The organism is Pseudoalteromonas sp. P1-30, assembly GCF_001400005.1.
Lineage (GTDB): Bacteria > Pseudomonadota > Gammaproteobacteria > Enterobacterales > Alteromonadaceae > Pseudoalteromonas > Pseudoalteromonas atlantica.
On sequence record NZ_LKBC01000023.1, the window covers coordinates 1 to 25,154 of the forward strand.

Annotated in this window: 20 protein-coding genes; 9 read left to right on the forward strand and 11 right to left on the reverse strand. The window is 40.6% G+C overall.

What is annotated here, in order from left to right; genetic code table 11:
- Window positions 1-137: 137 nt before the first annotated feature.
- From AN395_RS18875 to rph, 3 genes are read right to left on the reverse strand one after another with little or no spacing between them, the layout of a single operon-like run.
- Window positions 138-521 (reverse strand): diacylglycerol kinase, encoded by a 384-nt coding sequence (locus AN395_RS18875; RefSeq protein WP_004588246.1) that lies wholly within the window; start codon window positions 519-521, stop codon window positions 138-140.
- Between the two features lie 58 nt (window positions 522-579).
- Window positions 580-1,224, reverse strand: a complete 645-nt coding sequence (gene pyrE, locus AN395_RS18880; protein WP_004588247.1) for an orotate phosphoribosyltransferase — start codon at window positions 1,222-1,224, stop codon at window positions 580-582.
- A gap of 12 nt (window positions 1,225-1,236) precedes the next feature.
- Window positions 1,237-1,950, reverse strand: a complete 714-nt coding sequence (rph, locus tag AN395_RS18885; RefSeq protein ID WP_004588248.1) for a ribonuclease PH — start codon at window positions 1,948-1,950, stop codon at window positions 1,237-1,239.
- A 163-nt stretch (window positions 1,951-2,113) separates the two neighbouring features.
- Here rph and AN395_RS18890 point away from each other — a divergent pair, with 163 nt between their 5' ends.
- Window positions 2,114-2,974 carry a YicC/YloC family endoribonuclease gene (locus AN395_RS18890; RefSeq protein WP_024032427.1) on the forward strand — a complete coding sequence of 287 codons (861 nt, stop codon included), beginning with the start codon at window positions 2,114-2,116 and terminating at the stop codon, window positions 2,972-2,974.
- Window positions 2,975-3,043: 69 nt separating this feature from the next.
- Here the strand turns inward: AN395_RS18890 and AN395_RS18895 are convergent, their stop codons facing one another.
- The 7 genes from AN395_RS18895 to AN395_RS18925 form a co-directional block, all read right to left on the reverse strand.
- Window positions 3,044-5,506 (reverse strand): S8 family serine peptidase, encoded by a 2,463-nt coding sequence (locus tag AN395_RS18895; protein ID WP_054983944.1) that lies wholly within the window; start codon window positions 5,504-5,506, stop codon window positions 3,044-3,046.
- 101 nt (window positions 5,507-5,607) lie between these two features.
- Window positions 5,608-6,246 carry a response regulator transcription factor gene (locus AN395_RS18900; protein ID WP_024032425.1) on the reverse strand — a complete coding sequence of 213 codons (639 nt, stop codon included), beginning with the start codon at window positions 6,244-6,246 and terminating at the stop codon, window positions 5,608-5,610.
- Complete coding sequence (locus tag AN395_RS18905; RefSeq protein ID WP_054983945.1) at window positions 6,243-6,971, reverse strand: sensor histidine kinase; 729 nt, start codon at window positions 6,969-6,971, stop codon at window positions 6,243-6,245. Before AN395_RS18905 ends, AN395_RS18900 begins: the two co-directional genes overlap by 4 nt.
- Window positions 6,964-10,203, reverse strand: a complete 3,240-nt coding sequence (locus AN395_RS18910; RefSeq protein ID WP_054983946.1) for a serine/threonine-protein kinase — start codon at window positions 10,201-10,203, stop codon at window positions 6,964-6,966. The genes AN395_RS18905 and AN395_RS18910 overlap by 8 nt, the downstream gene beginning before the upstream one ends.
- Window positions 10,204-10,298: 95 nt before the next feature.
- Window positions 10,299-11,192, reverse strand: a complete 894-nt coding sequence (locus AN395_RS18915) for an FHA domain-containing protein (RefSeq protein ID WP_054983947.1) — start codon at window positions 11,190-11,192, stop codon at window positions 10,299-10,301.
- A gap of 33 nt (window positions 11,193-11,225) precedes the next feature.
- Window positions 11,226-12,062 carry a DUF6689 family protein gene (locus tag AN395_RS18920; RefSeq protein WP_054983948.1) on the reverse strand — a complete coding sequence of 279 codons (837 nt, stop codon included), beginning with the start codon at window positions 12,060-12,062 and terminating at the stop codon, window positions 11,226-11,228.
- Between the two features lie 147 nt (window positions 12,063-12,209).
- Window positions 12,210-14,678, reverse strand: coding sequence for a S8 family serine peptidase (locus tag AN395_RS18925; RefSeq protein ID WP_054983949.1), 2,469 nt, complete (start codon window positions 14,676-14,678; stop codon window positions 12,210-12,212).
- A 263-nt stretch (window positions 14,679-14,941) separates the two neighbouring features.
- On the opposite strand from AN395_RS18925, the gene gmk reads away from it, so the two are divergent.
- The 5 genes from gmk (at window position 14,942) to AN395_RS18950 (ending at window position 20,349) form a co-directional block, all read left to right on the forward strand.
- A complete protein-coding gene (gene gmk / locus AN395_RS18930) occupies window positions 14,942-15,562 on the forward strand; it encodes a guanylate kinase (protein ID WP_054983950.1) in 621 nt (206 codons plus the stop codon).
- A gap of 114 nt (window positions 15,563-15,676) precedes the next feature.
- Window positions 15,677-15,952 (forward strand): DNA-directed RNA polymerase subunit omega, encoded by a 276-nt coding sequence (rpoZ, locus tag AN395_RS18935; RefSeq protein WP_004588253.1) that lies wholly within the window; start codon window positions 15,677-15,679, stop codon window positions 15,950-15,952.
- 127 nt (window positions 15,953-16,079) lie between these two features.
- Window positions 16,080-18,185, forward strand: coding sequence for a bifunctional GTP diphosphokinase/guanosine-3',5'-bis pyrophosphate 3'-pyrophosphohydrolase (gene spoT, locus AN395_RS18940; RefSeq protein ID WP_004588254.1), 2,106 nt, complete (start codon window positions 16,080-16,082; stop codon window positions 18,183-18,185).
- Window positions 18,186-18,197: 12 nt separating this feature from the next.
- Window positions 18,198-18,590 (forward strand): RidA family protein, encoded by a 393-nt coding sequence (locus AN395_RS18945; RefSeq protein WP_004588255.1) that lies wholly within the window; start codon window positions 18,198-18,200, stop codon window positions 18,588-18,590.
- 151 nt (window positions 18,591-18,741) lie between these two features.
- Window positions 18,742-20,349 carry a DUF342 domain-containing protein gene (locus AN395_RS18950; protein WP_054983951.1) on the forward strand — a complete coding sequence of 536 codons (1,608 nt, stop codon included), beginning with the start codon at window positions 18,742-18,744 and terminating at the stop codon, window positions 20,347-20,349.
- Between the two features lie 24 nt (window positions 20,350-20,373).
- On the opposite strand, the gene asnA is transcribed toward AN395_RS18950, so the two are convergent.
- Complete coding sequence (gene asnA / locus AN395_RS18955; RefSeq protein WP_054983952.1) at window positions 20,374-21,369, reverse strand: aspartate--ammonia ligase; 996 nt, start codon at window positions 21,367-21,369, stop codon at window positions 20,374-20,376.
- Window positions 21,370-21,565: 196 nt separating this feature from the next.
- Between asnA and asnC the strand changes: the two genes are divergently transcribed.
- Genes asnC through recG form a run of 3 tightly spaced genes read left to right on the forward strand, consistent with a single transcriptional unit; the run spans window position 21,566 to window position 24,893 of the window.
- The gene (gene asnC, locus AN395_RS18960) at window positions 21,566-22,024 is read left to right on the forward strand and encodes a transcriptional regulator AsnC (RefSeq protein ID WP_054983953.1); all 459 of its coding nucleotides are present in this window, start codon (window positions 21,566-21,568) and stop codon (window positions 22,022-22,024) included.
- Between the two features lie 40 nt (window positions 22,025-22,064).
- Window positions 22,065-22,751 carry a tRNA (guanosine(18)-2'-O)-methyltransferase TrmH gene (gene trmH, locus AN395_RS18965; RefSeq protein ID WP_024032415.1) on the forward strand — a complete coding sequence of 229 codons (687 nt, stop codon included), beginning with the start codon at window positions 22,065-22,067 and terminating at the stop codon, window positions 22,749-22,751.
- Window positions 22,752-22,811: 60 nt separating this feature from the next.
- On the forward strand, window positions 22,812-24,893 hold the full coding sequence (gene recG / locus AN395_RS18970) for an ATP-dependent DNA helicase RecG (RefSeq protein ID WP_054983954.1): 2,082 nt from the start codon (window positions 22,812-22,814) through the stop codon (window positions 24,891-24,893).
- The last annotated feature ends 261 nt before the right edge of the window (window positions 24,894-25,154 follow it).

The following is a 25,154-nucleotide window of genomic DNA, read 5'->3' on the forward strand; positions in this document are numbered from 1 at the left end:
AACAGATCAACCCTTTTTTGAAGAAAACTTGAAATAAATGACTGTTCGCTGAGTATTTGAGCTAAATGCGCTAAAAACACAACATAATTAGCACTTTATTAACATTTTAGGTGTATTAATTGGTTTATATAGAGGGTTTACTGAAATAACTTTATATACAAACTAGCACCCCACACGATCGTAAGGATCATTAATGAGAGTGTTACCGCTGCAGATCCCATATCTTTCGCACGCCCCGATAATACATGGCGCTCTGTACTTACGCGATCAGTGAGCGCTTCTATTGCTGAATTAAGTAATTCCACAATCAATATGATCAGTAATGTACTTACTAACAATGCCCAATGTAATACCGATGAAGCTAGCCAAAAAGAAATGGGTAGCAAAATAATGCTAAGTAGCAACTCTTGCCTAAAAGCCGCTTCTTCTATAAAGGCCGCTTTAAAACCAAGGTACGAACAATACGTTGCTTTAAATATACGCTTTATACCAAGGCCGTTAGGTTTAAATACATCTTTCATTATTAGCTCTATTTACTGTGGTCAAAATAAAGCCCCGCAATTGCGAGGCTTTTTTTAGTTAGGCAATACCGTATTGATCTCGGTATGCTTTAACTGATGCTAAATGCTCGTCCATTGTACCTTGGCTCTCAAGGTAACTAATAAGATCAGCTAATTTTACAATAGAGATCACTTTGGTATTAAAGTCGCGCTCAACCTCTTGAATAGCTGAAAGCTCAGCTTTGCCTTTTTCTTGGCGATCAAGTGCTATTAGTACACCACTTAGGTCTGCGCCGTTATCGGCAATGATTTCCATTGATTCACGAATCGCAGTGCCTGCGGTGATCACATCATCCACCAGCATAATTTTGCCCGTTAATGCAGAACCTACTAATGTACCACCCTCACCATGTGCTTTTTTCTCTTTACGGTTAAAGCAATAAGGTACATCTTTATCATGGTGATCTGCCAGCGCTACTGCGGTAGTGGTTGCAATAGGAATACCTTTATAAGCTGGGCCAAATAAAACGTCATATTCTATTGCAGCGTCTTCGAGGGCTGATGCATAAAAACGACCCAAACGTGCTAAATCACGTCCTGTGTTAAAAAGGCCAGCATTAAAAAAGTATGGGCTTGTACGACCTGATTTAAGGGTAAACTCGCCAAATTTTAAAACCTGCTTTTCTAAAGCAAATTCAATAAACTCTTTTTGATAATCTTTCATTGAGGTACTCGCTTATGCTAACGCTTGTTTTTGAACGTCAATAATTTCACGGATTGAATGTTTAGCCAGTGTAAGTAGCTCATCTAATTCGTCGAACGAGAATGGTTCGCCCTCTGCGGTACCTTGTACTTCAATAATTTTACCTGTTTCAGTTAAAATTACGTTCATATCGGTTTCGGCTTCAGAATCTTCAAGGTACTCTAAATCACTAATTGGTTGGCCTTTATAAATACCTACCGAAATAGCAGCAATCATGTGCTTAAGTGGGTTTGAGTTGATCATTCCTTTAGCGCGCATGTGAGTAAGTGCATCAACTAAAGCAACGCATGCACCACTGATAGATGCAGTACGTGTTCCGCCATCAGCTTGAATCACATCACAGTCAATTGTAATGGTGTTTTCGCCAAGCGCTTTTAAATCTACTGCAGCTCTTAATGCGCGAGCAATTAAACGTTGAATTTCCATAGTACGACCGCCTTGTTTACCACGTGCTGCTTCACGTGCGTTACGTGTATGCGTTGAGCGCGGTAGCATACCGTATTCAGCGTTGATCCAACCTTTACCTTGGCCTTTCATAAAACGTGGTACACCTGCTTCAACCGTAGCAGTACAAAGTACTTTGGTATTACCAAACTCAACAAGTACTGAGCCTTCAGCGTGTAATGTGTAATTACGTGTAAATGATACCGGTCTAATTTGGTTAGGTGTTCTTTCGCTTGGACGCATTGACGATCCCCTTAATTCTGAATTTGCGACATTATAAGTGCATGTGCAGGTAGATGCCATGCTGATTGTAAAATATTCAGCGTAATAAATTTTCTCTAGAGGTTAAGCAGTGTTACGGTATAATCATCGCAATATTGTATTAATAAATTTTAGGAACTTATCCATGATCCACAGTATGACTGCTTATGCGCGTCGCGAAATTAAAGGCGATTGGGGCACTGGCACCTGGGAAATTCGTTCAGTAAACCAGCGCTACCTTGAAACGTTTATTCGCGCACCAGAGCAATTTCGTGGCATGGAGCCGGTAATTCGTGAGCGTTTACGTAAAAATTTGCAACGCGGTAAAGTTGAAGTGTTTTTAAAGTTTGTTGCAAATCCAGCACACGTGGGTGAGCTATCAATTAATGAGTCACTTGCTGAGCAACTAATAAATAGTGCTAAATGGGTGCAGCAACAAAGCAGTGGCGACATTAATCCTGTTGATATACTGCGCTGGCCTGGCGTAATGGAAGCACAGGAGCTCGATTTAGATACTGTCAATAAAGCACTTATAGCGGGCTTTGACCAAGTAGTTGAAGATTTTAAATCAGCCCGTGGCGATGAAGGCGCAAATTTAGAAGAAATGATTGCCACTCGCCTTGATGCCATACTTGAGCAAGTTACTGTAGTAGAAAGTCACTTACCAGAAATAGCAAAGTGGCAGCGTGAAAAGCTTAATCAAAAGCTTGAAGACTTAAAAACCGACATTGACGAATCTCGCCTTGAACAAGAGCTTATTTACCTTGCGCAAAAGCAAGATGTTGCCGAAGAACTCGACCGCTTAAAATCGCACGTAAAAGAAACTAAAAAAATTCTTAATAAAGGTGGCGCGTGTGGCCGCCGTTTAGATTTTATGATGCAAGAGTTTAACCGCGAAGCAAACACCCTAGCCTCTAAGTCTATTAATAGCGATATTACTAATGCAGCTGTAGAGCTAAAAGTGCTTATTGAGCAGATGAGAGAGCAAATTCAGAATATTGAATAACTATTAGTCCATATAAAAAAGCACCACAATACATGTTGGTAAAGTGGTGCTTAATACTTCATCGGAGGGTTAGTTTTTGTGAAGCCTTGTGATTGCTACCGCGTAATCTGCTCGTGTAATTAACTTATCACCATTAAACGATGCTGATACCGTGGGCTCTAAATCATAAGCATTTTGGCTAATATTGTAATAAGCATTCATTACCCCTAAGTCTAAAGCAAGTTGCACATAACCTTTTAGCTCACTTGGGATTGCCTCTTGGTCTGCTAAAGCTATTCGTTGCTCACCATAAACTACAGTTATATCACCTTCAAAGCTAAAAGCTTGATTCTCCAATGCCAAAGATTGCATTAATGAATACGCGAGCTCATTTCGGCTAACTGGCTCAAGAGGGCTAAATAAGCTTGCATCGGATTGCATAACTGCTGCTTGATCTTGCTCTGTATTTCTAAGTGCAGCCCCTTTTTGAGTCACACTATTAATAGCCGCAGTAAAGTCGTTTGATACATCATTGAACTGACTATTTTTAGCTAAGTTCGACTGTCTAATTCCTCCTCCTAACATAAGAAAGTCAGCTAACTCTTGGCGTAAAAGATAGTCATTCGGATGAAAACCTGTTCTTTTAGCATCAACTAGCTGCTCACTAACGGCATATTCAATAAATGACTTTGCAGGATGATCGCTAATATCTCTGAGGCCTTTATACCCATCGGTCTTAACTATTTTAATATTTGCAGTGATTTCACTAGGTAGCCCGTAACCATTTGTAAGGCCAGCGGGGTCTACATCAACACCAGACACTCCCCCAATACCATGCGCTTTTAAGGTCCAATTACCAAATTCAGCCGGAGCAGTAACTGCGATATTTTGTCCTAAAACGGGTAATGCAATACTTGAACTATACGTTTTACCTGAAGGACTAACGAGTGATAAGCCAACCGTATTATCGTCAACATTAGCGTTAACCATTACCATGGAAGCATTCACATTTACGGGAATTAAAATACCGTCGTTTTCACCCACTGGGCTAAAGGGTACTGATTCACTATAGTCTGCTTGTATTGATGTTAACGCGTAAGCATTAAATTCACGTTGTAGTTTAGTCGTTTCACCAAATGCAAGCTGTGTGTTTACAACCGACTGTACTGCTGCGTAAGCATTTACATAACCTGCGCCAACTTCCCACGCTTCTTTGCCAGGCATATTAGTTGCTGTTTTTTGCAAGATACTTTTAACTTCTCGCCAAGTTAAATTTGGATTAGCTTCAAGCATTAATGCAACAACACCTGAAATGTGCGGGGCAGACATCGAGGTACCACTCATAGATGTATAATACGGTACGTGACTGGCTTCCATCACTTCGCTATCATCTGTAATGCTCAGTGCACTTAAACTAGATAAAGAAGCACGTGTAGAAATAACATCAACGCCTGGTGCAGTAATTGTAGGGCGATCTTCCCAAGTAAACGTTTCGCCATCTACACTTACAACGCCTGACTTACCTTTAACGCCGCGAGAACTAAAATCGGCTAACTGCCCATCTTTATCTCCTGCAGCAACCGTTATAACCCAAGGTGCTTTTTTAAAATTACCAGTAATCGTCGATTCACCGCTACCTGAGTTCCCTGCAGAGAACACCACTATTACACCGTTATCTGAAAGCTGCTTTGTTGCCACATTGGTTGGGTGATCTGGGTTGAAGTCGGTGCCTGTATCACTAGTACTACCAAATGAATTAGAGATCACACGAATATTGTAATCGTATTGGTGAGTTAAAGCGTAATCAAAGCCCCCTATCGTATCAAGTATAAATAAACCAGCTCCTGAGCCATAACCAATAATTTTAGCTCCGGGCGCAACCCCTTGATACTTACCACTAGACATGGCGCCATTACCACCAATAATGCCAGCTACGTGCGAACCATGGCCACCAGCAATATCTGTATTTGCCGTGTTTTCTTGATAGGTAATAGGTAGTATTTCAGAAAGAGAGTGCAAATTGGTTTGCGCCAATACGTTTTGTATAACATGGTTTGGATATTTAATATCTGAGTGAGTGCCGTCTACACCTGAGTCGTTAACTACTACCCCAATACCACGGCCCGAAAAAGGCATGCCTTGGTTACGTAGTGATGAATCTTCACGAAGCCTATCTACACCTGTAATTTGTGTTGAGCCGTCATTTTCTAACGTAAGCGGTGAGTTATACCAAACTGAGCGGACCTTATCAGAGGCATAAATTGCATCAATTTGAGCCTTGGTCGCTTTTATTCCCATAATTGGTAGATTATTAAAGGTGATCCCTCCGAGCACACCCGCCGATTCAATAACATTGACTAGGTCACTTGTTAGCTTTCCTTTACCTTCAAACGTTACGATTACTTCAAAAGCATCTTGATCTGTTGCACTTGTAAGTAGTTGTTGCAGCTGCGGCCCTAATGACTTTGCTGATACGTGCAAGGGCGCTAAGCACATACCCGCACTCATAAGTCCGATCAGTAATTTTTTAGTTTTTAGTGTTGTTTTAAACATGAGCTTACACCTTAATTGTTTTGACCCATTGAGAATGGCAAACAACTAACGTTTAAAACATACGGGAAAACCCCTAGGGTGTATTAGTTAAAACACCCGTTTTATAGCAATAGGTTATTTTTAGCTGCATAGCGTACAAGCTCTGCAGCATTAGCAACACTGAGCTTATCGAGCACCTTTCCTCGATGGTTTTCAGCCGTTTTAACGCTAATATCGAGTGAGCGCGCTATGTCTTTTGTTGTTTTACCTTCAATTATTAAATGAAAAACTTCTCTCTCTCTGCTGGTAAGGTTTTTATATGGGTCTTGCCATTGCTCAGCTGGCTTGCACGATAAAGAGGCTAAAACATTAGCTGCGTACTGGCTAAAATACGTTTTACCTTGTGAGAGTGCATTAACGGCATCTAATAACTCATCGCTGGCGCTATCTTTTAATAGGTAGCCTGATGCACCAGCACGAACCATATGAATTACATACTCTTGTTCTTCGTGCATGGTCAAAACCAATACTTTAGATTCAGGGAGTTGTTCGTGCAGCCTTTTCACTGCCTCCATGCCATTTAGTTCAGGCATGCTTATATCAATAACAATAACGCATGGCTTTAATGCTAGTGCCTTAGTAACAGCCTGCATACCATCAGCGGCTTCTGCCACTACACAAATATTCTCATCTTTACTAAGTAAGCTTACTAGCCCCTGGCGTAAAATTGTATGATCGTCTGCCACCAGAACGCTGATCATAAAACCTCCTTGCCTGTTACTAAAACTTTTATTTCGCTGCCTTCACCTGGGGCTGAATTTATAGTTAATTGCCCGCCATAAGCTGCAACCCTATCGTGCATAGCACCTAACCCAAAGCCCTCTTTGTAATTTTGCGGGCTCACCTTAATTCCTACACCATCGTCTTTTATTTTTATCATTAATAAGCTTTCAGTAGCGATTAAATTAATTGTGATTAAAGAAGCATCTGCATGTTTTATCGCGTTGGTAAGCGCCTCTTGAACAACCCTAAAGGCTAAAGTTTGAATCTCATCTTTGAGCGGCGCATCAATTTTATGATGGAGCTTTACTAAAACCTCACAAGGCTCACCCATAACTCTTACCAACCACTCAAGAGCGGGCACTAATCCTAAGTCATCTAAAATACGAGGGCGCATTAACCGAGAAATCACACGTGTGTCTGACAATGCTTGACGAGCCAGCTCTATACTTTGCGTTAACTCATTAGTTTGTGAGTCATTTTGCACTTGTTGTAATTGGTTTATAAGTGCTGTTAATAACTGCCCTACGCCATCGTGAAGCTCTTGCGCTATTTGCTTACGTTCGTTTTCTTGAACACGCCATACCCGCTTTGCCAAGCCACGCATTTGCTCATTATTTGTATTGAGCTGCTGGGTAATTAACTGCTGTTTTTGGTTTAATTGCTCAACAAAATAAGCAATATCCGTATCACTATCATTAGTCATTCGCGCTAAGTTCTCCAAAGCCGTCATTTAATTCAAAATAACTTAAGGTTGATAAAAATGTGTGTTCAGCGTTTTTAGGTAAATTATTGAGCAGATCTGCCACTTTTTTATCTACTTTAGCTGTATACGCCGAAGAGTCGGCCTCATTTGCTAATGCAAGTTGTGCATGCAGTCTGTCAAATTGAAAACTACGCCAATAGCCTCCCATGTTTCTTTGTAATAGCTCAGCCTCTCTAAGTGTTGCTTGAAGTGCTTGCCATTGCTTATTTAAAAACTGCTGTATGGCCAATAGCTCTAAATAGTCAATGTATTGGTACTTTTGTAATTCGTAATCCGCAGCTTTTAGCTTGGCTAAATAAGCACTGATGTCCTTTTTACCGGTACGTAGGTGTTCTCGGGCTGCATAAATAAGCTCACGTATATACACTGATTGATGAGCAAAATCAGGTGCAACTAGCGCTTGGCTTTGTAAGTTGTTTAAGTGAAGTTGATCATTAATATAGCGAGATAAAAAGGCGTGTTTATTGTGGTACTCAACATTACCGTTATTCGCGACAGCCAGTTCCACTTTTTCTAAATAGCTAATAGCGTGTTCTTTTAAGCCAAGTTGCATTGACCAATCCGCAAGCCATAAACCAAACTCGGCAATTGCTCTTACGTCATTAAGCGCTTCAGCTTGCTGATAGACACTTTCAAGCTCACTAAAACTCTGTTTAAAACCACCTTGTAAAAAGCCAAGCTTAGCTAAGTAGCTTTTAGCAACTATGGTTTCTTCTACACTATTTAACGCACTAGCATCTTTAAGCGTGTTATTAAAAAGGTGAAAAGCATTACGCCAATTTCCTTTTGATAATTCAATTTGCGCTAAGTTTTGTTGCACATGAATAATGCCTATTGGAAATTGAATACGTTGAAATAGCTGCTCAGCCTGCTGCCAATAAACTAAAGCATGTTCATGATTGAGTAACATGTAATACATAAAGCCAATATTATTCATGCTCTCAGCCTGTAGCATTTGGTTACTAAGGTTTATTCTGATTGTTAGCGCATCTTGATAATGCTTTAACGCTTTTTGATAAAGTGCCTGTTCTTCAGCAAGTACACCTAGTTCATTATAAGAATTAGAAAGCCCTTGCTGATCGCCTAACTGGGTATATATATCTAAGCTTTTTTCTAAATAGTCTTCAGCTTGTTTATACTGCGCCTCAGCAAGGTACAAAGAAGCTAAGTTTGTCATGGTTGTAGCTACACCTGCCGAGTCTCCCATGTTTTGACGTACTGTTAATGCTTGTAAGTAATAATCAAACGCCAGTTCGGTATTTCCTTGTTGACCGTAAACAACACCAAATGCATTTAATGCTTCCCCCTCTTTAAGTGGGTTCTTTAACTTTTTAGCTGTAACCAGTGCTTTTACAAAGTAATCATCCACTGCTTTATTTAAATCACCTTGTAAAAAAGCAGCGCGACCAAGCATAAACCAAGCATTAGGGTGGTATGGATCGAGCTTTACAACATCTAACAACAATTGCTCAGCCTTACTATGCTGCTCTATAAAAAAGTAAAACTCTGCTAAGGCAATTTTTAATTCAATATTGTAAGGGAATGCTTTTATGAGCTCTAAATAATCATTTTTAGCCAGCTCTACTTTACCTGCTAAATCATTAAGCCGCGCACTAGCAAATTTAGCGCTGTAAGTTAGAGGTTTCGCGTGCTGTAGCACTTTTGAATACGCCTGTTCTGCCTCTATTATCAAATTATTTTCTAACAAAAGCTCACCTAATACCAACCAACCTTGCGCTAAGCTAGGGTTTTGAGCCAATAACGATTGCAACTTAGTTTTTGCCACTTCTACATTACCCAATTCAATCTGCTTTTTTATATTAAACAATGCTTTTGATGGAGGGCTGCTAAGTAACAGTGATTTACCGGCTTGCTCTTTTAGGTTAAGGGCTTGTTTTAAATTTTTTACGGCCTGACTTACAACGCTATTCCATTTTTTATCATCAAGCGGGGCGTTTAATAATAGAGATTCATTTGTATTGAAGCCATCGACCTTTATTAGTTTAATTTGAACATCTTGACTATTACCACCTGTGCGAATAACTGTAGGACTAATTAAAGCATCCACCTTAAGTAAGTCAGATAGTAGCTCTACTTTGGCTTTATCTAATGGCGGATTTAAACCTAATTGCTTTAGCAAATTTGTAACACGCGAAGTATCGATAACTCTTAAATTGCTCACATGCGACAATCTGTAATGTATAAAGTCAGTAAACGCATCATTTTCCGTTTCGCTATTCATGACTGTGGGTAAAATAGCAATAGACGAATAGTTTGCTTTATCTGTGTTTGCCGTATTTTCAACTGTTGCTAGCACCCAAATAAACCCAACAAATACAAAAGCGGCTGCAAATAGCATTACGGGGCGAGTATTACGCTTAGCATTTTTATTAATAAGTGACTCAAATAAGCGTGAGGCGAGGCTTACACTTTCAGGCCGAGACTGAGTATTTGCAGCAAGCATACTGAGCACAAAAGCTTTTAATGACTTTAATCTTGCCTGATAAGGGTTAAATTTAATATTTCCTGAAAGCTTACTATCAATGATTTTTTCAAGACTATTACCCTTAAAAGGCATTGAATGGCAGCAAAGCTGATAAATAATTACCCCGAGGGAGTACAAGTCAGTGCTTTTATTAACTTTACCTTGCAGTAGATACTCAGGTGCCGCGTAGTAAGGCGTGCCAATAATACTTTGGCTGTTATCGTTATTTTTTAGAGCCGCTAAGCCAAAGTCGGCAATGTAAACCTTGCCTTCAGTATCAATTAAAATATTATCGGGCTTTAAATCTTTATGAACTATACCAACTTCATCTGCGCACGCTAACCCTGCAAAAAGCTGTTTAACTATATCAATTATTTCTTGAGAGGTGAGTTTTTTTTCTGCGATTTTATCTTCTAATGTAAGCCCCTCAATCCAATCCATTGTTATAAAGTGAAGTTGTTGATCAAAGTAATATTCATGCACACGGATTATGTTTGGGTGACTTAGTTGCCTGACTAAAAGTAGCTCGTTTTTAAATGAACTAATTGCCTGCTCACTGTTGTGAAGTGCGCTATTAAGCACCTTAATAGCAACGTAAGTTTGAAGTTGTGTATCAAGTGCTTTATATACACAACCATATTGCCCGCGCCCTTGGGCTGAGACAATTTCAAAACGCTCAACTAACAAACTTCCTGATTGTAAATCGCTTTGCGGCGATATAAGTTGTGTTTCGTTTAATGAACTTTGATTACGATCGTCGGAGTTGATATCGCGTTACTCTTTTAATGACATAATTTAAATAAATTATAGTCATTACCGTCAAAAGAAGAGGAATTTATAAGTTGCGACTGTAATAACTCTATAGACTGTTGAAGTAAAATAGCTTGTACTGTGGTCTCTATTTGCAAACTTATGCTGGTTAATATTTCAAGATCTAACTCTGTAAGCACCTTTCCAGACATTTTGCTGTCGGTGTAAATAACCCCAATAATTGAACCTTCATAAGTCAGGGGGATACACGCTAAAGCAGATATTTTTTTAAGCTCAATACTTTGTCGACTACTTAAAAGTTGATGGTGCGTTATATCCATGGCAATAATAGGCTCACCTTTTGAGTAACATTGCGATATTGCACCAATGCTCCCTTCAAAATTATTAAGCTTAAAATCTTTGCTCGATAACCCCTGCGTTATACACACACTTAGGCTTTGTAAGGTGTTGCCTAAAAACACCCCCCCTCGTTGCGTACCGGTAAGCATAATCAGGTTTTGTAATTGTGATAATAAGTTTTGCTTTAAATTAACTGTAATATTTTTTATGCCTGGCTTACTCGCAGATAACCGCCAATTATTGTGGCTCTGAATAGCTTGAATTTGCTGTGTAGATTTAGACTCAAATAAGCAATCTAATTTACCAATAGATATTATGGCATCATCTTCTAAGGTTGAGGTAGAAATAGCCAGCCCATTAACTCGAGTGCCGTTTCGACTTGATTCATCATTAAGCTGCCACACACGATTTAAGTTAACTACGGTCGCATGTTGGCGCGAAACGGTAGGATGCTCAAGTATTAGCTCACATTCTTTAGAGCGACCAATACGATAGTCGCTCTCCTCATATAAAAAACTTTCAACCGCTGGCTGGTTGGTATAACAAACCGTAATTCGCGCAGGCATAGTTTTACTCTTTAAATAGTCTTTTTGTTGACATTAATTAGCTAAACGTAGACTAAAGCGTAAGGTGTTCGCATAAGCCATGAGCTCCCCCGCCACATTGCTTATATCTCTGCTAGAGCGCCATACATTAGGTACTTTATCGCCACTGTTATCGCTTATTCTTCGATTAAAGGTATTAAGTTTGTTGCTTGCAGCACTGTAATTTTGCAGCAACATAAGCTGATTTACATCTGCTAAATCTTGTAATAAAGCTGAATAAACAGCGGGGTCAATATCTGCTGAAAAGTTGTTTAAAGCAGTTTGCAAATCATTATATTTAGAGTCTATCACCGTTACTTGAGGACGTAAGTCAGCAACAATTATAAATTGAGAGAAACGGCCGGTAGAGCCACGCGCTCTGTAGCTGCCAGCTCCCATCGTCATAGTAATATCTTTAAACTCACCGTTTAATGGCGCTTTAAAAAAGCGCAGCGGCGTGCCCGCGGTATACTCTAAGTTATGAGTATGTATATCAACGGTTGCCAAACCAGAAAAAGAAAAGCCACTCGTTAACTGCGGCTCTATTGTTATCATCATAGGAAAAGCAGCTGACGGTGCTATATCGGTAATGCTCGGTAATCGCTGTAACAACGCTTGAGAGGTAATATCAACTACTTCAGCACTGATACCTAAATTTTGTGCTGTTAACCCTACCGCATTTTCAAACTCTAAGGTTATATCCGCAGAAACTCCACCTGGTAGCTCAATAATAGCCTCAGCAGAATTGCCATGAATATTGACTGATACAATATCAGTAGCTTCTACTTGCGAGCTCATAAACAGTAAACACCCTGTATATGAAGCAATTAATAGTTTTTTTATGTTTAGCATAGTGATCCTCAGAAAACACAACTAATGAACCAACTACAAAATGGTTACTATTTTTTCACCTGTAATTAAAAACTAGCATGATACATGCATTTATTGCAACAAATAAAAGCCAGACAAATATATGACTGGCTTTTAAGTTACTAGTAATTATTTACGTAAGTAATTGTTGAATAAACGAGAAATTATTACCGCATAGTCGCCACGCTTAACCTTGCTTTGAGGTTTAAAGTAAGCAACAACAGTTGGTGATAAATCATAAGGTCCTTGCTCAACTTGATAGGTAACGTTAATCAGTGACATATCAATAGCAGCTTGAACATAGCCTCTAAACTCAGGTGCGACTTGGTCTGTATCTAATACTGGAATACGCTCTGAGTTATATTCAATTGTGATATCACCTGTAAAGGCACGCACTTGCTCTTCTAAACCAAGTCCTTGAACCAGTGAATAGGCCAGCTCTTCTTTTGTTACATTACCTTGAGGTGAAAATGTCCCTTCGCTTGTGAGCATAACTGGTGCTTGGATTTGAGTGCGATCTTTTAACGCAGAACCAACCTCAGTCACAGCTTCAATGAAAGGTGTGTATTGGCCGTTTACATCTGAAAGGGGCATTTTTTCATTGTTTAAAATATCTCTATGCTGCCTAACAGACATACCCATAACAAGATACTTAGCAAGTTCTTTGCGTTTAAGGTTTGCATCTGGGCGATATAAAAGATTGTTTCTGCTATCAACTAAGCGCTCACTGACAGCAAACTCAATTGCATTTTGCGCTGGATGCCCCTCAATATCGTCTAGCCCTTCGTAGCCACCCGATTTTAAAATTGAAATTTCACCACTAATAAATTCAGGTACGCCTGGGCCGTTAGTTAATCCAGTAGGGTCTGCTTGTACGCCGGATAACGATGTCATTCCATATACAAATAATTTCCATTCGCCTTCTTGCGCAGGTGCAGAAACCCGCATAGTTGTATCAAGTACTGGCAGTGTTAAGTTACCCATATACACAGTGCCATCTGGCGCTTCTAACTTTAACTTAGTGGTTGTAGCAAAAACCTCAGAAGAAACATTTATCCAACTATCCTCTGCATTTACGTTAAACCTGTGCACTTCAGGCTCCCCAACCGGTGAGTATAAGACTTCAAAAGGCTGCGGATCAGCGTCTGCCAATGTAATGGCGTTAGCATTAAAGTCACTTAAGTTGTTAACTGTTACGCTATTTTGGTTATCGTAACCTAATGCACCTGCAACAGCTGCATATGCATTTATATGCCCTGCACCAACCTCCCATGCTTCATAGCCTGGCATATTGGTTGCCGTTTCTTGGATGATTTTTTTCACTTCTAAAGGTGTGAGTTCTGGGTTTGCTTCTAGCATAAGTGCAATCACACCAGCCACATGCGGCGTAGCCATTGATGTGCCCGAAATCATAGTGTAATAAGGAAGATGCTCAGCAGGCATGGCATCAATATCATCTGCTCCGCCATTAGATACAACATTCGTTTTTGCTCTTGTAGAGATAATATCAACACCAGGGGCGACAATACTTACTTCATTTTTATAAGTCCATTCACTGCCGTCTGGCATAGTAAAGTCGCCTACTTCACCATTTTTGCCTCTCGATGAAAAATCAATCAACTCAGCTTGCTTAGTACTCGCGCCAACCGACATCCCCCACGGGATTTGAGCATACGGATTATGTGTATCTTCGCCCGAACCTGAGTTTCCAGCTGCAAATACTGAAATCATACCCAACTTGTAAGCCTTATAAGAAGCCAGTGAGATTGGTCCTAATGGGTCAAACTTACCACTTGAGCCCCATGAATTACTCATTACTCGAATTGGCGAATTGAAATCCCAAATATGACTAATCGCATAGTCATAACCACCCAACGCATCTAAAATCGACAAACCAGCTCCAGAGCCATAGCCAATTAAGTCAGCGCCTGGAGCCGCACCTTTATATTCACCATCAGAATGAGAGCCCCAACCCGCTACAGTGCCAGCACAATGAGTGCCGTGGCCTACATTTAGGTCTGTATTTGGTTGGCCCTCTATCCAAACACCATCTATTCCAGTAAGCGAAATTGCTTGTGCATGTGTAACCCCCTGTACGTTTTCAATAACCTTAGAGCCATACTCTAAGTCATCTAATGTGGCATCAATACCCGAGTCATTCACTATTACGGTCACACCCTTGCCCGTAAATTTGATTCCATTGTGGGCTTCAAAATCATCTGATTGAAGCTTATCTACACCCGTTAATTCGCGTGCTTCTTTATTAAAATAAGTAAGTGATCTATTTGCATAAACAGAACGAACACCTGGCACGTTTACTAACTGAGATATTTGTGAAGGTGTAGCCAACAAGCCTATAATTGGCAAAGACTTAAATTGCACACCTTCAACCAAGCCTAAGCTTAATAAGTTTTGTAATTGAGTATTACTTAGTGCGCCTAGTTGATCATAACTGACCACTACCATGGTAGTGTCTGCTGCAGTCATTGTTTGTAGTTTTTGTTCTAGTTGATTACCTATAACAGCTGCGGCTGCAGCGTTCAGGCTAAATCCTGCAAGAGAAAGACCAGCCAGTATATTCTTAATTGATGACTTCATAATTTACCCACCTACTTAAAAGAATGTTTGCTTAACATTGTTTGGTTAATATTTTGTTTACAAGTACATTTAATAAGCAAAGCGCTTTCTTGCATATCAGGATCACTCCCTATAAGTCATAGGGGAAAACCCCTACATACAAGCAGGGGGGGCTGTTAATAAGAGATGGTTGAGTAAAAAGTGTTAAATAAAGTACAATAACGTAATTAAAGGCTTGGATTATTGATTTAATCCAAGCCTGTTTATTTTAAGTAGAGAAAAACATGGCTCAAACTCGCGGAAATTTATTTATTTTATCGGCGCCTTCTGGTGCGGGTAAATCTAGCTTAATCAAGGCGTTACTAAAAAAACACGCAGATATGAAAGTATCGGTCTCGCATACCACTCGAAGCCCTCGTCCTGGTGAAGAAAATGCGGTGCATTATCACTTTGTAAGCGCCGATGAATTTAAAGCATTAATTGCCAAAGATGATTTTTTTGAATGGGCGCAAGTATTCGATAATTACTACGGTACTTCAAAGCAGGCTATTGAGTCGCAGCTGAATGCCGGTATTGATGTATTTTTAGATATTGACTGGCAAGGTGCGCAGCAAGTGCGCGAAATTATGCCAAGCGTGCAAACAATTTTTATTTTGCCTCCTTCAAAAGCAGAGCTAGAGCAGCGCTTAAATAACCGAGGCCAAGATTCTGCCGAGGTCATCGCTGGGCGTATGGCTAAAGCGCAATCAGAAACATCGCACTACAATGAATATGATTATGTTGTAGTTAACGATGATTTTGAAACCGCCCTTAGCAATATTGAAACTATCGTATTAGCGCAGCGCTTAACCTTAAAAGCCCAAGCTAGTCGTCATCACGATTTAATTACAAACTTACTTAAATAAGCCATTTATGCCCTTTACAGGGAAAACTGGTAAAAATTAACCGCTGGCTATTGGCGAAACAAGCTGCTTGCAGTAAACTACGCCTTTGCTTTTAAATTATTTTGGAGTGCTGAGATGGCTCGCGTAACAGTTGAAGATGCAGTAGATGCAATTGGTAATCGTTTTGACTTAATTTTAGTTGCGGCTCGTCGTGCCCGCCAAATTGCTGTTGGTGGTAAAGACCCACTAGTAGACGCTGAAAATGACAAACCAACCGTTATCGCTCTACGTGAAATCGAAAAAGGTTTAGTTGATAGTTCATCAATGGACGTTATTGACCGTGAAGAACAACAACACCAAGAAGCAGCTGAATTAGCTGCGGTTGCTGCTATTGTTGGCGGTAATCAATAATCAACCACCCGGTTTGATTTAGTCAACGGCTCAGTATTTCTACTCTAGCCGTTGGCAATCCCCTCTTTTCATCGTATATTCTATTACTTACCGTTACTTATTGCTTCACGAGAACATTGGAGTGTGAATGTATCTTTTTGAAGGTCTTAAAAAGAAAATATCTGAATACTTGCCTGCTGCTGAAGTAGAGCTAGTGCAAAAAGCCTACGTGGTAGCCCGAGAGGCTCACGAGGGGCAAACTCGCTCAAGCGGCGAGCCGTACATTACTCACCCTGTTGAAGTAACCCAAATTCTTGCTGGCATGCACCTTGACCATGAAACACTTATGGCCGCGCTAATGCATGACGTTATTGAAGATACCGATTTTAGCCAACAGGACTTAGCCGAAATATTTGGCGATACGGTTGCCGAACTTGTTGAAGGAGTAAGTAAGCTCGATAAGCTCAGCTTTAAAGACAAAAAAGAATTCCAAGCTGAAAACTACCGAAAAATGATCATGGCTATGACCCAAGACATTCGGGTTATTTTAATTAAACTGGCCGATCGTACTCATAATATGCGTACATTAGGCGCTCTGCGCCCTGATAAGCGACGTCGTATTGCCCGTGAAACACTTGAAATTTACGCACCTATTGCAAACCGTTTAGGTATTCACGATATTAAAAATGAGCTAGAAGATTTAGGTTTTCAGGCTTTATACCCTATGCGTCATCGCGCACTTAAATCTGAAGTGGCAAAAGCGCGAGGTAATCGTAAAGAAGTTATTTCTAACATCCAAACCGAAATAGAAGCACGTCTTGAAGAGTCTGGTATTAAGGCTACGGTTTCTGGGCGCGAAAAACACCTTTATAGCATTTATAAAAAAATGCTAAATAAAGAGCTGCTTTTTAATGAGGTAATGGATATTTACGCCTTTAGAATAAACGTAGATGCAATGGATACCTGTTATCGCGTGTTAGGTGTTGCACATAACCTGTATAAACCTATCGAAACGCGTTTTAAAGATTATATAGCCGTACCTAAAACAAATGGTTATCAGTCTTTGCATACGTCATTAGTAGGCCCACACGGCATTCCGGTAGAAATACAAGTGCGTACGCATGACATGGATCACATGGCCGATAAAGGGGTTGCTGCGCACTGGATGTATAAAAAAGCCGGTGATGGCGCGGGTAACACAGCTCAACAGCGTGCGCGTCAATGGATGCAAAGTTTGCTAGAGCTTCAACAAAGTGCCGGCTCATCATTCGAATTTGTCGAGAACGTTAAAACCGAGCTGTTCCCAGAAGAAATATACGTATTTACCCCCGATGGCCGCATAGTAGAGTTGCCAATGGGCGCTACCGCGGTTGATTTTGCTTACGCGGTGCATACTGATGTAGGTAACACTTGTGTAGGTGCAAGGGTAAACCGTAAACCTTACCCGCTAAGCAAAGCCTTAGATACTGGGCAAAGTGTTGAAATTATTACCAGCTCGGGTGCACACCCTAATGCAACGTGGTTAAACTTTATAGTTACAGGTAAAGCCCGTTTAGGGATAAGAAACTACCTTAAGAGCCAACACCAAGAAGAAGCATTGTTATTAGGCCGACGCTTACTCGATTCTGCCTTAGGTGAAAATAAGCTCGACAGCATTGCCGATGAAAACATAGCCCGCGTACTCGAAGAGCACGAACTATCTACAGTATTAGAATTACTGGTAGAAATAGGCGCAGGTAACTTAATGAGCGTGTTAATCGCTAAACGCTTATTGCAAGAAGAAAGCGACGACTTGTCAGATATTAGCAAACAAGCCAAAGCAACCATTATTGGTACCGAAGGCATGTTGGTTAATTATTCTAAGTGTTGCCGACCTGTACCAGGGGATGCCATCACTGCACATATTAGCCAAGGTAAAGGGCTTACCGTTCACCGCCAAGAATGTAAAAATATTCGCGGCTGGGAAAACGAACGCTCAAAATACCTGGTTGTAAAATGGGATGACAATCCAGAAAAAGAATATATAGCTGCGCTACGGGTGGAAATAATTAATCACCAAGGGGCTTTAGCTAAACTCACAAATGTTGTTGCTACAACCCAAGCCAACATTGTTGAGATCACTACCGACGAAAAAGAAAGTAATTTATATGTGATAGACTTGGGCGTTACCGTTAAAAACCGCGTCCATGTTGCTAATATTATGCGCCGCATTCGCGTGATGCCTGATGTGCAAAGAGTCTATCGTAAAAAGTAAAATAGGAAACTCATGAATAAAGCATTTATTTCTACCGAAAAAGCACCTGCTGCCATCGGCACTTATAGCCAAGCGGTTAAAGTAGGTACTGCCGTTTATTTATCTGGACAAATTCCACTTGTCCCAGAAACAATGGAAATGGTTTCAGAAGACTTTAGCGAGCAGACACATCAAGTATTTAAAAATATTACAGCGGTGTGCGAAGAAGCAGGTGGTAAAATCCAAGATCTTGTTAAAATTAATATCTACCTAACAGACTTATCAAACTTTGCTACTGTTAATGAAGTAATGAGCCAATATTTCAAGCAGCCTTATCCTGCCCGTGCAGCACTAGGTGTACGTGCTCTACCAAAAGGCGCACAAGTTGAAATTGACGGCATTATGGAACTTCCTTCAACTAATTAATAAATACAGAGCTATAAACCCCCTTTATAGCTCTATTTTTTACTGATAGCCTTTGTTTATCGCCCTTTCTTGACTCACATGTAAATATCTAGCACTCTGTAATCATGCAATAAAATCAATCTTAACTTAAGTAGTAGAAAAGGATTAACTAGTGTTTAAGCTTGCCAATAATGGGAACGTATTACTTGATGTAAGTAAGCACGCTCCACCTAGCGCCGCTTTTATAATTGATGCACTCGAGAAGTCGACGTTTTGCGAATGCAAAATTGACCACGAGGCTATTGATAATTTTTTTAAAGCGCAAAATAATGAGCCAACCTTGGTTGTAGCAAGTAAGCACGATGCATCGCTTGTGGTAACGTTAAGTGAAGATAAAATGCAAGCCATAGGTGAGCTAACCTTAGCTTATGGTGGTAAAGTACTTTCGTTAGAAGAGGGCAAAAAACAACTCATAAAAGCAGGGGTTGTTCGTGGTTACAAACAAGCTTTTTTAGAGCAGCTTTTAGATAAACAATTTAACTTACCCCCAGGTACAGTGGCAAAAGGGATTCTAGCCAAAGGCCGCCTACCAGCAGAAGGCACAGCAACAAAATTTGTGGCTATGGTAGAAACCCTCAAAGATCGCCTAAAAGCACCAAAAATGAAGGAAGATGGCAGTGTTGATATGCGCGACTTTGGTAAACTGGCAAGCGTAGAGCCCGGCACTGTACTGATCCGCCAACAACCTGCAACTCCCGGTAAAGAAGGATTCACTGTAGTAGGTGACATACTACCGGCTAAACCCGGTGAGAATAAAAAGTTAGTGGCAGGCGAAGGCGCCGAAATATCAAAAACAAATCCGCTCGAGCTTGTTTCTACAACAGCGGGGGTCCCCGTAGAAATACCTAACGGTATGCGAGTTGATGATATTTTTACCATCTCTGATGTAGATGTTAAAAGCGGCCATATTGATTTTGAAGGCAGTGTTATTGTGACTAAAAACATTGACCCAGGAATGCGAGTCACCGCAAAAGGCGACATTACTGTTTTTGGCACGGTTGAATCTGGCGAATTATCAGCCGGCGGAAACATCACTGTAAAGCAAGGCATTATTGGCCATCAAAAGCTCGAAGATAAAACTTTGTCGTGCTCTATTAAAAGTGAAGGTGATGTTCATGTATCTCACGCACAATACTGTTATATGCAGGGCAAAAACATCTTTATAGACCGCCAAGCCAGCCATTGTGCTATTAAAGCAAAACACTTATTACAAGTTGGCCAAACAGAGTTACCCAAAGGGAAAATTTTTGGTGGAGAGATTCTTGATGCAACCGTGTTAATTGCTGGCGAAATAGGCAATGAATCAGGTGCAAAAATGGCTATCAATTTAGCCGCATCCGGCGCTGAAATAACGGCCGACACAGATAACTGCTTTAAAGACTTAGCAAAAACCGATGAGCAGCTTGATACCCTTCAAGCAGCACTTGAAAAAGCAGATAAAGTAAAAGATATAGAAAAAAAGAATCTGCTCATTAAAAAAATTGGCGCAACGCAACAGCATTATTGCCAACAAGCAGAGCAACTAGAGAAAAAGTTATCTAGCCTAGATCATGAACTTCACGACCTACTAAGCGATGCAAATCTCGTCGTTAATACATCATTACACTCAGGGGTAGAGATCCATATTTTTGATAAAGTATTAAAAACTACCCGCAACTACCCACCTTGCAATATAAACCTACAAAACAATAAAGTAGAAATAAACTTTAAAACACATTAGGGCGCATTTAGCGCCCTTTATAATTTACAGTAAGCCACTTACTGTATCGTGCGTTTGCTTTGGCCATACACCTACTTGCACTTGTCCAATATGCTGCTTTTGCAGTAATAACATTGCTAAGCGCGATTGCCCTATTCCGCCACCAATTGTTTGTGGGAAAGCCTCTTCTAGTAATGCTTTATGCCAATCGAATGCTAGGCGTTCTTCAACGCCTGTTATGCTCAATTGCGCTTTTAATACATCAGGGCTTACACGAATACCCATAGATGATATTTCAAAGGCATCTTCTAACACAGGGTTCCACACTAAAATATCGCCATTTAATCCTGTGTATCCGTCAATCGTTTGGGTAGACCAATCGTCGTAATCTGGAGCGCGTACATCATGGATTTTGCCATCACCTAATGCCCCCCCAATACCAATTAAAAACACCGCACCGTACTCTTGTGCAATGGCTTTTTCGCGTTGCTTTGCGCTAAATTCAGGGTACATTTTGCGTAATTGCTCACTGTGTATAAACGTGATTTCACTAGGTAAGAATGGGGCTATACCAAAGCTTTCACTTACAAACTGCTCTGTTTGCTTAATACCAGTATAAATAGCTTTAACAGTGTCTTGTAATGTAGAGAGCGTTCGTTCAGTACGTTGGCAAATTACCTTTTCCCAATCCCATTGATCAACATAAACAGAATGTATTGGGCTTAATGAGTCTTCATCTGGGCGCAACGCTTTCATTTGTGTATAAATACCTTCACCTACAGAAAAGCCGTAAGTCGCTAGCGTTTTACGTTTCCATTTAGCAAGCGAATGAACAACTTCATAGCTGCTATCGGTAATTGCTTTTACGTTAACAGCAACTGCATTCTCGTGGCCGCTCAGGTTATCTTGTGTGCCATCACCTACTTTGGCCAAAATAGGAGCCTGAACTTCAACTAACCCTAGTTGCTGCTCTAATTGCTGTGAAAAAAACTGCTTAACTTTACTTATTTGCTGCTGTTGCTGCACATAGTGTGAACTCATAATAATTGGCCTCATTCCCAGTTATTGTTACTTGCTTATTAATGAAAAAACGCCCTGCAGGCGCTTTTAATGAGGTTACTGTAACGATTTAAACTTTTAATTCAATAACCCATAATAAAAATAGCTTTAATATGTAAAATCGATTAATTTACACGGTATAAAAATGTAGATTCACTAATTTAAGTAAGCAAAAATAATGGAAAATTATCAAATCGATAATCTCGATAAACAGATACTTCACGCTTTAATGGCCAACGCCCGCACAGCCTACGCAGAATTAGCTAAACGGTTTACTGTAAGTGCCGGCACAATTCACGTACGCGTAGAAAAAATGAAACAAGCGGGCATCATTACCGGCACCCAATTAAGCATTAGTACAAAGCAACTTGGTTACGATGTATGTTGCTTTATTGGTATTAACTTAAACAACGCTCGCGACTACCCAGAAACACTGATTAAACTAGAAGCATTAGAAGAAGTAGTTGAAGCTTATTACACCACGGGTAACTACAGCATTTTTATAAAGGTAATGGCCAAGTCTATCGACCATCTGCAAGACGTGCTCATTAATAAAATACAAGCTATAGAGGCTATTCAATCAACCGAGACCCTAATCTCTTTGCAAAATCCAATTAGCCGCACAGTAATGCCTTAATAGATAAAATTACGTATAATTATCAAAAAAGAGGATCACCATGCAGCAAAATCGCTACCAACGAATAAAAGACGTGCTCTCACGTCGCCAAACAGACCTAACAGTCTGCCTAGAAGACGTACATAAACATCATAATCTCTCAGCTATTGTAAGAAGTGCTGATGCAGTAGGTTGCCATCATGTGCATGCTGTATGGCCAGAAAACCAAAAATGGCTGACCAATAATACCTCTGGCGGCAGTAAAAACTGGCTAGAAACACACCTGCATAAAAATATTGATGATGCTGCTGCGATGATGCGCAAGCACAACCCAGATGTACAAATATTAGCAACACACTTGAGCGAAGATGCTGTAGATTTTAGAGAAATCGATTACACAAAACCCACAGCTATAATCGTTGGCCAAGAAAAAACTGGGATTTCTGAGCGCGCGCTAAAACACGCCGATCAAAACATTATTATTCCTATGCAAGGCATGGTGCAGTCACTTAATGTATCAGTAGCTGCTGCGCTTATTTTATTTGAAGCACAACAACAACGAGAAAAAGCAGGGCTATATAAGCGCGATATGCTAAGTGAAGAGATTAAACACCCTATGTATTTTGAAGGGTATCACCCAGTTATTGCTAAACAATGTAGATTAAAAAACCTACCTTACCCACCTCTCGATGAAGAAGGTGAAATAGTCGCTAACGAGCAGTTTTGGCAAGCTTTAAAACATGCTTGATGCTTAGCAAACCTGTGAGTACACTTAACTCATTCACAAATAAACAGATTTGAGCCTACATTGTCTAAACCTAGCTTAAGCCAATACCCTATAACAGAACTTAAAGGGGTAGGCCCAAAAATGGCCGAACGCCTACAAAAGCTAGGTATAGCTACCGTGCAAGATATGCTCTTTCATTTGCCTTTACGCTATGAAGATCGTACCCGTATTTATGCTATTAACGATGTTACTTTACACAGCCACTGCACTGTTGAGGCAACAATAGAAACAAGCCAAGTGACCTTTGGTAAACGGCGTATGTTAGTGGTGCAAATAAACGATGGTACAGGTAGGCTTACTTTACGGTTTTTTAATTTTACAGCAGCGCAAAAAAACGCATTTAGCAGTGGCAAAATAATCCGTTGCTTTGGTGAGGTAAGACGCGGGCGCGTTGGCTTTGAAATGAGCCACCCAGAATACAGCATTAGCGATACCCCAAACGAGCAACCAACCGCTGCAACACTAACCCCCGTGTATTCTACCACCGAAGGCTTAAAACAATTATCAATTAGAGCGTTAAGTGAACAAGCCATCAATTTATTACATAAGTATTCTGTTGAGGAGCTTATCCCTGAAAAATGGCAACCCTCACATATGCAATTAAGTGACGCTTTATTGCTACTTCATCGCCCTGCGAATGATGTTGACATTATTTCGCTTGAACAAGGCATGCATCCGGCACAACAACGCTTAGTATTTGAAGAGCTACTTGCCCAAAACTTAAGCTTATTAAAAGTACGCGAGCAAGGGCAGCAAGTAAGTGCAGTTTCTCTAAGTCCTACAAATACATTAGAGAGCCAATTTTTAGCGCAACTCCCTTTTGCACCGACTAATGCACAAAATAGAGTTGTAGCCGAAATAAAAGGGGATTTACAGCATGCCTACCCCATGATGCGATTAGTACAAGGTGATGTAGGCTCAGGTAAAACACTGGTTGCAGCATTAAGTGCATTAACAGCAATAGCACAAGGTTTTCAAGTTGCCCTAATGGCACCTACAGAAATCCTTTCTGAACAACACGGAATAAATTTCAAGCAATGGTTTGAAAGTCTTGGGATTAACGTTGCCTGGCTAGGCGGTAAAACTAAAGGAAAAGAGCGTACTAATACACTTGAAAAAATCGCCTCAGGAGAGGCGCAAATGATAGTGGGCACTCACGCCCTATTTCAAGACGAGGTAAAATTTAATAACTTAGTATTAATTATCATCGATGAGCAACATCGCTTTGGTGTTCATCAACGCCTCTCACTGCGTGAGAAAGGCAAGTTTGGTAATTGTTATCCTCATCAGTTAGTCATGACCGCAACCCCCATTCCGCGTACATTGGCTATGACGGCCTATGCCGACTTAGAAACCTCAGTGATAGATGAGTTACCCCCTGGGCGCACACCTATAACCACTGTTGCCATTCCTGATACACGCCGAGACGATATAATAAACCGTGTTAAGCTTGCCTGTAATGAACAAGGCAGACAGGTTTATTGGGTATGTACCCTCATTGACGAATCAGAAGCCCTACAATGCCAAGCAGCTGAAGACAGCGCATTACAATTAAAAGAGGCGTTGCCAGAGCTTAATGTAGGGCTCGTTCATGGCCGTATGAAAGCCGCTGAAAAACAAGCGATCATGAGCGACTTTAAAGCAGGCAATATTCACGTACTTGTTGCAACAACAGTAATAGAAGTAGGTGTAGACGTACCTAATGCCAGTTTAATTATCATAGAAAATCCTGAGCGCTTAGGATTAGCACAATTACATCAATTACGCGGGCGCGTAGGACGAGGAGCCACCGCTTCGCATTGCGTACTGTTATATCACGCCCCTCTTTCTTACACAGCTCAAAAACGTTTAGGTGTATTAAGAGACAGTAACGATGGCTTTGTCATCGCAGAGCGAGATTTAGAAATACGTGGGCCAGGTGAAGTGCTCGGCACTAAACAAACTGGCTTAGCAGAATTTAAAATAGCGGATCTTACTCGAGATAAACACACGCTAAATCAAGTCAGGCCCATTGCACAACAAATGCTAAAGCAAAACCCCGACCTTATAGACCCTTTAATTCATCGCTGGCTAGGTAATAAATCTAACTACGCACAAGCATAATTACGCTAAAGTACTCATAAAGCTCACTGCTGAAACGCTATATTTACCATACAAAGATGTGTGGTGAGCCTTACCCGCGGGTTTCGTGATACTCAACCCACGCTACGGAGGTGGTGATATTACGTAAAGACATGTATTTCACTTTTCAACGGACGTAAAAAAGCCCGGCTCTTTGGAGTCGGGCTTTCTTGTATTTGGAGCCTGGCAATGTCGTAGTGCCCACAGCGGTAGAGAGTCACATAGCAAATACTACACTATCAT